The sequence below is a fragment of the Hymenobacter sp. M1-2 genome (genome assembly GCF_057808495.1).
Genome location: NZ_JBTYZO010000024.1, coordinates 92,152 through 103,299, shown reverse-complemented (window position 1 = coordinate 103,299; position 11,148 = coordinate 92,152). Strand labels below are relative to the sequence as shown.

Genomic DNA, 11,148 nt, shown 5'->3' with positions numbered 1-11,148 from the left:
TTTTCACTTCTTCTTTTAGCCCTCTATAGCCTTTCTATACACTCATTACACGACCGACCTATGGATTGAAGAAAAGTACACGAATAAAATTATGAAAAACATTAAATCGCTTACAGACTAATGGCATGAAACAAATACTCTACATAGCTCTTAATTATATACTCCCTATTACATACATCTACTTGTCTTATCGCTACATCTGGAAAGATGCTTTGCTCAATGTTTCCTTTAAAGGCTGGAGCAGCTTGTCTCGTTATAAAGTTGCCAATACAATAATGCCCGCCAAGCATACTGTCATAACCATGCGCGTAGGCTCACAAACGTACAACTTTGATAACATGTTTATTTTCTTAGATGACAGGGGTGTTTATCTACAACGGAAATATTTTGGCACTCGCGATACAGTACATATACCTTATAGTAAATTCAAACTTGCAGATCCTCCCAAGAGCAAGAGATTCTTAGTTTTCAGCATTCCCGTTTACGGTCTTTTTTACGTTGATGGGGTGGATTTGTGGATAAACAATCCTCATGCTGAACAAATTATAAGCCATTTGCCTACATGATAAATTCTTTGACAGGAGCAATCACTTGTATCACTTATACAATAGCCTTCTGTCTTATATGATCGAAACACTCCTATTACTAGCTTTAATTCGGTGGAGCAAGTGGTCATGGGCACCATTTCATCATATCTGTTCTATTGGTCAAACTGTGCTCTTTATGAACCAAGCTTTGAAAGTATTCTTTGACATCATATGGACGATAGCATTCCTTGGGTTTATAGCTTACAGACTCAGGTTTATCTTAAAGAATATAAGAATAAATTCCTTTAGAGGAGATTGGGGAAGTTTAGAGCCGAAATATTCTCTACACAAAAAAACTATCAGTTTGCCTTTATTGTCAACTTCCATTAGAGTTGGCTTCATAACATATATGGATACCGCTAGTATTGCCTTAGATGCTATGGGCGTATACTTACAAAGAGACCTTGTTTTCATTTCTAAAAACATTATTTATATACCGTATGAGAATATCAGACTAGTGGAAGAGCCTAGGAAATCTTGGTTTTCAGCAGGAATTGGAATATTTACCGTCGACGGAATAGATTTGTGGATAGATCAGCCGTATGCAAGCAGAATAATAAATAAATTACCCATTCAAGATCGGTGCAAATAGAAGCAGATTGATCTTGTCGTTTCAACGAAGAACTGACTTACTGCATAAGAAACTTTGTCTTATAGCAGGAAGAAACTACCTTCTTTACTAATGCATTGCGCATCACCTGTTTGTATTATGCCCCCACTTTTCGATTGGACAATCTCTTTAGCTCTGCTGTATGCCGTTTATCATAGTGTCTTGAAGCCGCCAATCTCCCATTGGTTTCACTTAGGCTGGAAGAAGCTCTACAAACAGTATGGGATGGACGCACCGGTGTCCTACGAGCCGCAAACCTTAGTGCGGGTTGCCTGGAATCAGTATCCGCTCTGCGTCTGGACCACGGAGCAGGGCCTATACCTGCAACGGCAGAGCACCCTCACCCCCACCACCATCTGCGTTCCTTACAACCAGATTCGGCGGGTGGCGCGGCCCCTGAAAGCCAAGCTGTTCGCGTCCGACTTATATTATTTCTTCCTCATGGACGGCCTGGACTTGTGGATGGAAAAGAAGTATGGCTGTCACGTTTCCCTCCATTTGCCTACCTAGCGCATACGTCTCCACCGACGGGCCTTTTGTGCGTTAACGGCATTCTCCGCGAACCTCTGCGTGTCCTCTGCGTTCCTCTGCGGGAACTCTACTCAGAGCGTATCATGATAGTAAACCATACCCCCGACGGCTGGCAAATCATCTATCAGCAAGCCCATGCGCTACTGGCGGCGCAGCTGGCTTGGCACTGGCCCCCGCTCGGCCCGCCAGACCGCTGGGTGGGCATACTCGCCGCCACCGCGCAGCACGACGATGAGCAGCAGACCTGGGACGGGCACTATGGCATTACGCCGGCGGGGGCGCCAGCCAACTTCACCATGAAGGAGTTTTCGCTGGAACAGGCCACGCGCGTGATGCACGCTGCTCGGTTCCAGGGGCGCTGGCGCAGTTTGCTGACCAGCATGCACCTGAGTACACTTTACGAGGGCATGCGTGGAGAGAAGCAAGAACTAGACACGTTTCTGGATGAGCAGCAAGCTTGCCAGCGGCAGTGGCTGAAGGAGCTACACCTCAAAAAAGCCGAAGCCCAGCAAGCCTACGACCTGCTCCACTGGTGCGACCGGCTCAGCCTGATTCTGTGCCGGCACGAGTTGCCTGAAATGGGCCGCACCCTCGAAATCTACACGGGTTCTGATGGGCAGGCCTACTACGTTTCTCAGCCCCAACCCAATGGCGCAGTAGTAGTAGAGCCCTGGCCATTTCGCCAGAGAAATTTCACGGTAAGCGTAGAAATGAGTGTGCTGCGCCAGTTGCAATTCCAAGACGATGCGGAGCTGGCCGCAGCCCTACGTAGCGCCCCAGTTGAGACGCTGACGTGGGAACTGCGCCAGCACTAAAGACGCCAGCTCATTTTCTGGTTTGGAAACTCTGGTAGCCAGCCAGACGCCGCCGAACGCGACTGAGCTGCGTGGTGAAACGCGGAGCAGATTTCAGCGCTACAGTTTTTGCACAGGCACCTTGTTTGTCATCACGCCAGCGGGCACGGAATCCAGGGCTACAACGTGGTCGAGGTGGCGGCCGTCTTTGCCGTCGGTACGGTCGGTGGCGAGCAGCAGGCGGCCGTAGCGGCGATAGTCGGCCCAGCGGCGGCGGAAGGCGGGTTCAGCGTCTGTGGCTTTCGGGAAATAGGCCCATTCTTCCACCAGGTTGGTTGTGGGGTTGATGAGTACTTCGTACTTGTTGTCGGGCGTAACGCCGACACCCTTGAAGGTCATGCTGAGCACTTCGGCGGGCGTACCATCCATAAGCTTACCGGCCCCCTTGTAGGTGAGCGTGACGCCGGAATCTTTGAGCTTGAACGGCAGCAGCAGCCACCACGAGTTGTTCACCCAGATGGGGTACATATTGGTCAGCAGCTTCTGTCCGTCGGGGGTTGCCGAAATGTCTTGCCCGCCTTTGTAGACCTTGCCCTGTTTGCTGGTTAAGTTATACACGCCCACAAGGCTGTCTTTCTGCCACCGGAAGTCGCCGGTTTGTTTGTCCCAGAGTTGGTAAGAACCGTCCAGAAAATCCCAGCCCAGCAGGCGGGTTCCTTGCCAAGCCGCGTAGCCGCCCATCTGCCGCATCACTTTGTCGGCGAGGGCCAGGGCGCGGGCATCGGAGCCAGCTTGGTCGAAGCCTTGCGCCGCGGGGTAGCTGGCCGTATCAGCGGCCGCGCTGGTTGCCGACTTTGCCGAATCGGCGGTAGACTTGTCGGTAGTGGTGGGTCCGCAGGCGGCGGCACTCAGCAGCAAGGCTGAGAGTAAGCAAGAAAGACGCGAAAAGCTCATGGCTAACCAGCAAAATGTGAGGAAAACAACCGTTGCGTTTGTGCACGGCCAAGGTACGGAACTGATGGACAGATGCTAGCTAATCCAAACGCCGGCCGCGTCTCCACCGTACTACGCAGGTATTCCCCGACTCCGCTGCTTTATGGCCACGCACTACCGCATATCCGACATTCTGAACATTCTCAAGGCTACGGCCAATGAGTTTATCGAAAACAACTCCTTCCGGCACGCGGCAGCCCTCTCCTACTACACCATTTTCTCGCTGCCGCCGCTGCTGCTCATCGTCATCACCACGGCTAGCTCTGTATATGGAGCCGAAGCCGTAACGGGCCAGATTTACGGCCAAATTCGGGGGCTGGTGGGTACCGACTCGGCCAAGTTTCTGCAAGATTCCATAGCGGAGTTCACCAAGCAGCAGAAGACTGGCGTCGCGTCCATCATTGGGATTGGAACGCTGATTTTCGCGGCCACCACGTTCTTTGTTACGCTCCAAGCCAGCATCAACGACATCTGGAATTTGAAGGTGAAGCCCCGCAGCGGCGTGTGGCAGTTTGTGCGGGACCGGCTGCTCTCCTTCGGACTCATTCTGAGCGTGGCGCTGCTACTACTGATTTCGTTCGTAGTTAGTGCCGTACTCAGCGTGTTCACCGGCTACTTGCAGCGTTTGTTACCAGAGGTGGCAGTAGTCTTTATTCGCATCATCGATGTGGCGCTTTCGCTCGGTATCACGACACTGCTCTTCGCGCTCATTTATCGTTTTTTACCCGATGCCATTATCCGCTGGCGCGATGTCGGCATTGGGGCCTTTATTACGGCCTTGCTGTTTCTAGTAGGTAAATACCTGATTGCCTTCTACATCGCCAAGTCTGATCCTGGCTCGGCGTTTGGCGCGGCGGGGTCGGCCATTGTGCTGCTGCTATGGGTTAACTACTCCTCGCTCATCATCTTCTTCGGTGCCGAGTTCACCCAGGAATTCGCCGATGCTTTCGGGCAGAAAGTACAGCCCAAGTCCCACGCCGTGCGCATCGAAACCCGTGAGGTACCAGAAGGCGAGACCAGCGAAGAAATAGCCACGGGCCGTCCCCGCGCCACCGGGCGCTGGAAGAAAGCTTAAAAGTCAGATAATAAACGAGCTATACGCTTGATTTTGCAGCGTAGCAACTTACTCTTGTTGGTATCAGCTCCGTTCAGGAAGTCTGATTACTGCATCGATTTACCTTGCTAACGTGCTGCGGAATGGTGGCGAAGTGATAGGTTTGACAAACCTCTCTCCTCACTACCTGTATGGTTCGACCGTTACTTTTCAGCAAGTTTCTGCTGCTCTTGGGCCTACTCTTGTGTACCCGAGCGGGGCAGGCGCAGAACGTTCCCGCTACCGTACGGGTGGTTAGCGCCAGCCCTATTCTTGGGCCGCTGATTGATGCGCAGGAGAAGTCTACCTTCGGCCTGTTCCCGTATTACTCAGCCAACGACTTCCAGCAAGCGCGTTTCACGCGGGCCTTAGACCCCGATAGTGCCATCGTCCTCTACACACTATTGCGCGATGGTCGCACTGTTACCCGCCCGTTCACCGAAGCAGAATTTCGCGGCATCGACCAACTAGTCGAGGAACGGGTAAACGAACTGTACCGGAGTCGAAAAGCGCAGGGCAAAATTAGCCCTTCGACGGGGCCAGCGGGGCCCATAGGAGCGGAGGTTGAGCAGCCCGAAACGGTGGGAAAAGCCTACTTCGTAGACGTATTTTCCGGTGCTTCTTTCATTGGCACGCTCACTGACACCAGCCCCGAGGCCTTGGAATTCGACACGAAGGAACTAGGCCATTTGCGGTTGCTGCGCGCCAATATTCGACAGATGCTACCGCTCACGGCCGAGCAAGCGCGCCGCGGCTGGGACCCGGTTGGCAACGGCACGCGCGTTTTCTTCTCGCCCACGGCTCGCAACCTGCGCCGTGGCGAAGGCTACGTCCAAAGCATCGATATTATCTTTCTAGGAGCCAATTACGGCGTCACGGATAATTTCTCGGTGGGTGCCCTCGCTTTGTTGCCTATCGGCCAAGACCTGAGCGAGGGCCTACTGGCGCTTACGCCTAAGTTTAGTGTACCAGTCAGCGAGAAGTTTCACGTGGGTGCGGGCGTGCTGATTTCGCGAGCCTTCGGTACCACGTTCGGCGTGGGCTACGGGGTAGGCACCTACGGCTCCGCCGACCAAAACCTGACGCTGGGCCTGGGCTACGCCTTCGCGGAGGGTGAGGTGAGCAGTACACCAGTGGTGGTGCTGGGCGGGGCCGCACGAGTGTCGCGCCGTATTTCGCTGCTGAACGAAACGTATGTTGCCGGGGGAAGCGCCGCGGGCCTATTTGGACTGCGCGTGGCTGGCCCGCAGTTCAGCGGTAGCCTAGGCTTCTTGTATGCCAGTGAAGTGGGAGGCATCTATCCCGCCTATGCCGAAGTCGCTTACCGATTCGGGCGAGTGAAATGAGAAGTGAGACAGTTCTCTAATGAGCGGAGCCTTATCTACGACCACAAAGGCGCTTACTTTCGATTACCACGAAATAGAAATGCAGAGGCCCTGCCTCATGTATTTGAGGCAGGGCCTTTTTAGTAGCCATAACACTGGCTTACGCGGCTTCGGGCTTTTCCTTTACGGCCAATTGGCCACAGGCCGCGTCAATGTCTTTGCCGCGTGAGCGGCGCAGGTTGGTTTGCACGCCTCGGTCGGCGAGGTACTTCAAGAAAGCCATCAGCTTTTCTTCGCCCGTGTTGCGGTAATCAGCGTTTTCGATGGGGTTGTACTCGATAAGGTTCACCTTGCAGGGAATCCACTTCGAAATCTGGAACAGTTCCTCGGCATCCTGGAGCGTGTCGTTGAAGTTCTCGAATACGATGTACTCGTAGGTTACTTTGCGGCCCGTCACCTGGTGGTAGTGCTTGAGAGCATCCTTTAGCGAAGCCAGCGAGTTGGCTTCGTTGATGGGCATGATTTCATTGCGCTTGTTGTCGTTGGGAGCGTGCAGCGACAGGGCCAGATTGGCCTTTACGTCATCATCCGCCAGCTTTTTGATCATCTTGGCAATCCCGGCGGTGCTGACCGTGATGCGGCGGGGCGCCATATTCAGGCCGTCGGGCGCGGTGATACGCTCAATGCTTTTCACCACATTGGCATAGTTGAGCAGCGGCTCGCCCATGCCCATGTATACAATGTTGGTGAGCGGCGTGCCGTACTGCTTTTCGCACTGCTCGCGGATGCGTACCACCTGGTCGTAGATTTCGGCGGCGTCGAGGTTGCGCTTGCGCTCCATGTAGCCGGTGGCGCAAAACTTGCACGTGAGCGAGCAGCCTACCTGCGAGCTAATGCAGGCCGTCATGCGCGTGTCGTGCGGGATGAGCACGCCTTCCACGATGTTGCCGTCGTGGAGCCGGAACGCCGACTTGATGGTGCCGTCGTTGGAGAGCTGCTGGTTTTGGACCTGCACTCCATTGATGACGAAGTGCTTGGCCAGCAGCTCGCGCGTGGCGAGGGAAATGTTGTTCATTTCCTCAAACGAGCCGGCCGTGTTCTTCCACAGCCACTCGCTTACCTGCTTGGCCCGAAACGGCTTTTCGCCGTGCTCCACCATAAAGGTTTTGAGCTCGTCGGGCGTGAGTTTGCGGATATCGCGCTTGGAAACTACGGGCAGTTCAATCATCATAGCCGCAAAGATACAACGCCGGAGGCGCTTGGGTTCCACTAGTTTGTCTTTCCAGCCGTAAGGTTATTCGCCGCGCAGCAGAGCCTCGGCCGTCTCTCCTAACGCCAGCAACTTGCGGGCGTTGTAGTCGAAGCTCACCATGCCGGTTTTGGCGCGGGCAATGTCGCGGCCGTCTTGGTTGCGGACCTGGTACACGATGTCGAAGCCGTACTTCTGCACGTCATCCACGGCCATGTCGATGTGCAATGCGTCGCCGTGAAACGCTTCGCCTTTGTACTCGATGGCGACGTCGGCCATGATGTGGCCCTGGCCGGTGGCGCGGTCTACTTCGGGGCGGCCCAGGTGGCGTAAAAACTGCACGCGCGCTTCGTGCAGGATGCTGAGCAGGGCATCATTGCCGAGGTGGGCGCCGTAGTTGAGGTCGGTGATGCGGACGGGAATGACGACCGAGAACCGGAAAGTTTCCGGTAGATTTACCTTGACGCGGGGCATAGATTAGAAGAAAATAAGTGAGTGAAAACTATACGCTAGGTGGCTGGCCACCGGGCAAAGATGGCGCTTGCTCCTTATTCGTATTGCACATCTAGTTTATGCTTCAGCTCGTATCCGCCCTATTCCCACTCCCACCCCCTGTCCTAATGTCTGACCCCGAAGTAGAAGTCCGCACTACCGCCGACGGCTCCAGCACGCTCTACGTGCCGGCCCTCAATGAGCATTACCATTCCACGCACGGCGCCTTGCAGGAAGCGCAGCACGTGTACTTGGCGGCTGGCTTGGAGCACGCGCTAGCCACTACCACCGACGACGTGCTCTGCGTGCTCGAAGTCGGCTTTGGCACGGGCCTGAACGCGCTGCTTACCTTGCAGCGCAGCCTTGCCAGTCGGGTGCCTATTTTCTACGACACCATCGAAAAGTATCCGCTTTCGACGGCGGTTATTGAGCAGCTGGGCGTGGAAAGCTACGTGCTGAATCCCGAGCTGCTCGACTACCATCAACACATTCACGCGGCTTCCTGGAATACGCCGGTGGCACTTACGCCGCGGTTTGCGCTGCTCAAGCTGGCCGGCGCGTTGCAGGATACGCCTCTAGCCGAGGATACTTACCAGGTCATTTACTTCGATGCCTTCGCGCCTGAGAAGCAGCCGGATATGTGGACCGATGAGGTCTTCGCGCAGCTGTACGCCGCTGCCGCACCGGGCGGCGTGCTGGTGAGCTACTGCGCCAAAGGCAGCTTCCGCCGCAGCCTGAAAGCCGCCGGCTGGCTGGTAGAAAAGCTGCCCGGCCCGGCTGGCAAACGCGAAATGACAAGGGCTAGAAAGGTGATGGGGTGAGTAAGGAATTAAGTGATTAGGTCAGTAAGACAGTAGATGACTGGGTTAAATTACTTTCGCACTTCCTGCTCATATAAGCTGCTATCCGTCTCCTCGCTTCATTACCCAATCACCTACTCACTTAATTTCTTACTCACCAATCAATGAGCCGAAGACTACTGGAAACTGACGGACTGAACTGGGTGCAGAAAGGCATCATCACGCCGGAGCAACGGAACAATCTGCTGGCCCTGTACCCAGAAGAGCCGCCCGCTATTGGGCTGTTGCCACTGCTGGGCAGCTTGCTCATTGGGCTCAGTGCTTTGAGCTTGCTGGCCGCTTACTGGGTAGGACTGCCGGAAGTCGTGCGGCTGGGGCTGCTGCTGGGGTCGTTGGCTGGGGCGTACGTGGGAGCCGAATATTTCCTGCGCCGCCGCTACGAGGCGCTGGGCGTGGGCCTCGTTGGGCTGGGGCTGCTGCTGTTCGGGGCGAGCATTGTGCTTACGAGCCAGATGTACCAGCTCATCGGCTACGATGTGACGGGGCTAGTAGCCTGGGCCGTGGCGGGCGTGGCCCTCACGTGGGTGTATCGCAGCCGCTTCTTGTTCATCCTGACCGTCGCCATTGGGGGGATCGTGCAAGGCTACAATACCGGGCAGCTGGGTGCCTTCAGTTACATGACGGCCATTCTAACGGCGGGCGGGCTGGGCTACTACTGGTGGCGCCGGCCCGATTCGCTGCTGGGGGCCGTGCTAGCTACGGGCTTGCTCTGGCAAACGGCGCTGCTTGTGAGTCATCTCCACATCAAAATCACCTGGTTTTTCGGGCCGGCCATGCTCATCTATGCCTTCGGCGACTGGCAGGCGGATCGGCCGGCCGGCCGGGCCATGCAGGGCCCACCACTCGTAGCTGCTTTTCTGTTTACGCTGGGGCTGGCCTTGTTTGGAGAATCAGATGCGTACGCGGGCGGGCTGCGGCCACCGCTGTTGGCGTATCTGGCGGTGCTAGGTGCCGTGCTGGCGCTGTCGTTGGAGGGCAAGCGGCGACGCGGCCGGCTGGGTAGCGCCACCGACTGGCTGCTACTGCTGCCAGGCTTCTACTTACCGGGTGGGTTGCCGCTGGCCATAGCAACGCTGGTGGTGCTCTACGCCTATTCCGGTGCCGTGCTGGCCCGCGCCCACCAAGAGCAAAATCCCGACCGAGTAACGCTAGGCACGGTGCTGTTCATCCTGACTACCGCCGTGGCTTACTTCAAGCTGACGTGGGGTTTCATGGATAAGTCGCTTTTTTTCCTGCTGGGTGGGGCGCTGTTGCTGGGTCTGAGCTGGTTTTTGCGCCGCCGGGCCGCCCAAACGTTTTCCCCCTCCGAACCATCTTCCAAAGCATGAGCGAGCCCGCAACTTCCGTCCCAATCGTCGGTAGCAGCGCCGCCGCTTCTATCTCCACCGAGGCACTGCCGGAGCCGAGCCGCCAGCGGTGGCTCCTGTGGTTGGTAGGCGCGCAGTTGCTGTTCGTGTTGGCTGTGGCAGCAGCGGGCTACGCTACCGGCCGCTTCGGCACCATCGTCACGTTGCGCACCGCCCCCGTCGACTCGCGCGACCTGCGCTACGCCGACTACGTGACTCTGAACTACACCATCAGCCAATTGCCCGGTCACTTGTGGAAAGGCAGCACCTTGCCGCGCCGGAAAGACCCCGTATACGTGGTGCTCCAGTCCCGCCAAGGCAGTTTCGAAGCCGTGGCCATCTACCCGGAAAAGCCGACCGTGACGCCCGAGCAAGCCATATTGCGCGGCTGGGTAGCCGACGTCTGGCGCCGCAGCTTGCACCTGCGCTACGGCCTGGAACGCTACTACGTACCAGACGAAATCCGCCGCAAGCTGAAACGCCAATTGCCTTTGCAAGTACAGGTCAGCATTGCACCGTGGGGGCAGGCGCGCATCTCGCAGGTTGCGGTGCTGCCAGCACCGAAAACGCCCACGGCGCCATAAGTGCCGTTAGACACTCATGACGCCGTGGGCGTTTTATCAACTTAACATACAACAAGTTACATCTACCGAGCGTTGCGCTGGAGCAGTTCTTTATCGGCGGGGGTGAAGTCCACTAAGGCGTACTTGCCTTGTTCAGTGATGTTCATCTCATCGAGTACATCTACCAAGTCGCGGTACTTCGCATCGGGGCCGGCTTTGATGAGCACAAAAGGTGCGGGTTTCTGTCCCTGACGCTTTAATAGCACCTGCCGGAGCCCTTCGGCGCTGAAGCTGGTAGTGTACAAGGTTGGCTTGCTCTCCGAGTCATTAAGGCCGAAGAAATAATGCACCTGGCTGTCTTTGCCCAGAATCAGGGTCAGCGCTTTGCTAGCCGGCAAACCATCATTAATAGGTTTTTCTGGCTTCACTGGCATCGTCAACTGCATCACGTTCGATTTGGCGAAGGTGGTGGTGAGCATGAAGAAAGTGAGCAACAGGAAAGCCAGGTCCACCATCGGCGTCATGTCGAGGCGAAAGGCATTCTTCTTAACGCGCGGCTTGTTGCCGCGACTTGCAGGGGCGGAGGAGGTGATTTCAGCCATGACAGAAAAGGGTATATAGTGGACAGATAATAACCTAACGGCACAGTGCAACTACTTATTGCCTGTCTCTTATTCCACTACCTCGAACCACCACTGTAGCACG

Annotated in this window: 13 protein-coding genes; 9 read left to right on the top strand and 4 right to left on the bottom strand. The window is 55.7% G+C overall.

Features of this window, described 5'->3' with window-relative positions; genetic code table 11:
• Positions 1-182 precede the first annotated feature (182 nt).
• The 4 genes from ACYSMN_RS20675 to ACYSMN_RS20660 all read left to right on the top strand — a co-directional run bounded on the left by ACYSMN_RS20675 (position 183) and on the right by ACYSMN_RS20660 (position 2,543).
• Positions 183-566, top strand: coding sequence for a hypothetical protein (locus ACYSMN_RS20675; RefSeq protein ID WP_488925814.1), 384 nt, complete (start codon positions 183-185; stop codon positions 564-566).
• A 157-nt stretch (positions 567-723) separates the two neighbouring features.
• Positions 724-1,179, top strand: a complete 456-nt coding sequence (locus ACYSMN_RS20670) for a hypothetical protein (protein WP_488925813.1) — start codon at positions 724-726, stop codon at positions 1,177-1,179.
• Between the two features lie 243 nt (positions 1,180-1,422).
• Positions 1,423-1,707: a hypothetical protein gene (locus ACYSMN_RS20665; RefSeq protein WP_488925812.1), complete on the top strand. Its 285-nt coding sequence runs from the start codon at positions 1,423-1,425 to the stop codon at positions 1,705-1,707.
• A 104-nt stretch (positions 1,708-1,811) separates the two neighbouring features.
• Entirely contained in the window at positions 1,812-2,543 is a 732-nt protein-coding gene (locus ACYSMN_RS20660; protein WP_488925811.1) for a DUF3891 family protein, read from the top strand.
• A gap of 99 nt (positions 2,544-2,642) precedes the next feature.
• Here the strand turns inward: ACYSMN_RS20660 and ACYSMN_RS20655 are convergent, their stop codons facing one another.
• Positions 2,643-3,476: a hypothetical protein gene (locus ACYSMN_RS20655; protein WP_488925810.1), complete on the bottom strand. Its 834-nt coding sequence runs from the start codon at positions 3,474-3,476 to the stop codon at positions 2,643-2,645.
• A gap of 142 nt (positions 3,477-3,618) precedes the next feature.
• Between ACYSMN_RS20655 and ACYSMN_RS20650 the strand changes: the two genes are divergently transcribed.
• Together ACYSMN_RS20650 and ACYSMN_RS20645 are read left to right on the top strand one after the other, a co-directional pair.
• On the top strand, positions 3,619-4,590 hold the full coding sequence (locus tag ACYSMN_RS20650) for a YihY/virulence factor BrkB family protein (RefSeq protein WP_488925809.1): 972 nt from the start codon (positions 3,619-3,621) through the stop codon (positions 4,588-4,590).
• A 170-nt stretch (positions 4,591-4,760) separates the two neighbouring features.
• Positions 4,761-5,954, top strand: coding sequence for a hypothetical protein (locus tag ACYSMN_RS20645; protein WP_488925808.1), 1,194 nt, complete (start codon positions 4,761-4,763; stop codon positions 5,952-5,954).
• Positions 5,955-6,093: 139 nt separating this feature from the next.
• On the opposite strand, the gene rlmN is transcribed toward ACYSMN_RS20645, so the two are convergent.
• Complete coding sequence (gene rlmN, locus ACYSMN_RS20640; protein ID WP_488925816.1) at positions 6,094-7,161, bottom strand: dual-specificity RNA methyltransferase RlmN; 1,068 nt, start codon at positions 7,159-7,161, stop codon at positions 6,094-6,096.
• A 66-nt stretch (positions 7,162-7,227) separates the two neighbouring features.
• Entirely contained in the window at positions 7,228-7,656 is a 429-nt protein-coding gene (locus ACYSMN_RS20635) for a thioesterase family protein (RefSeq protein ID WP_488925807.1), read from the bottom strand.
• A gap of 146 nt (positions 7,657-7,802) precedes the next feature.
• Between ACYSMN_RS20635 and mnmC2 the strand changes: the two genes are divergently transcribed.
• The 3 genes from mnmC2 to ACYSMN_RS20620 all read left to right on the top strand — a co-directional run bounded on the left by mnmC2 (position 7,803) and on the right by ACYSMN_RS20620 (position 10,464).
• Positions 7,803-8,495, top strand: coding sequence for a tRNA (5-methylaminomethyl-2-thiouridine)(34)-methyltransferase MnmC2 (gene mnmC2, locus ACYSMN_RS20630; RefSeq protein WP_488925806.1), 693 nt, complete (start codon positions 7,803-7,805; stop codon positions 8,493-8,495).
• Positions 8,496-8,638: 143 nt separating this feature from the next.
• A complete protein-coding gene (locus ACYSMN_RS20625) occupies positions 8,639-9,862 on the top strand; it encodes a DUF2157 domain-containing protein (RefSeq protein WP_488925805.1) in 1,224 nt (407 codons plus the stop codon).
• Positions 9,859-10,464, top strand: coding sequence for a GDYXXLXY domain-containing protein (locus ACYSMN_RS20620; RefSeq protein WP_488925804.1), 606 nt, complete (start codon positions 9,859-9,861; stop codon positions 10,462-10,464). Before ACYSMN_RS20625 ends, ACYSMN_RS20620 begins: the two co-directional genes overlap by 4 nt.
• 62 nt (positions 10,465-10,526) lie before the next feature.
• On the opposite strand, the gene ACYSMN_RS20615 is transcribed toward ACYSMN_RS20620, so the two are convergent.
• Positions 10,527-11,045 (bottom strand): ExbD/TolR family protein, encoded by a 519-nt coding sequence (locus ACYSMN_RS20615; RefSeq protein WP_488925803.1) that lies wholly within the window; start codon positions 11,043-11,045, stop codon positions 10,527-10,529.
• Positions 11,046-11,148 lie beyond the last annotated feature (103 nt).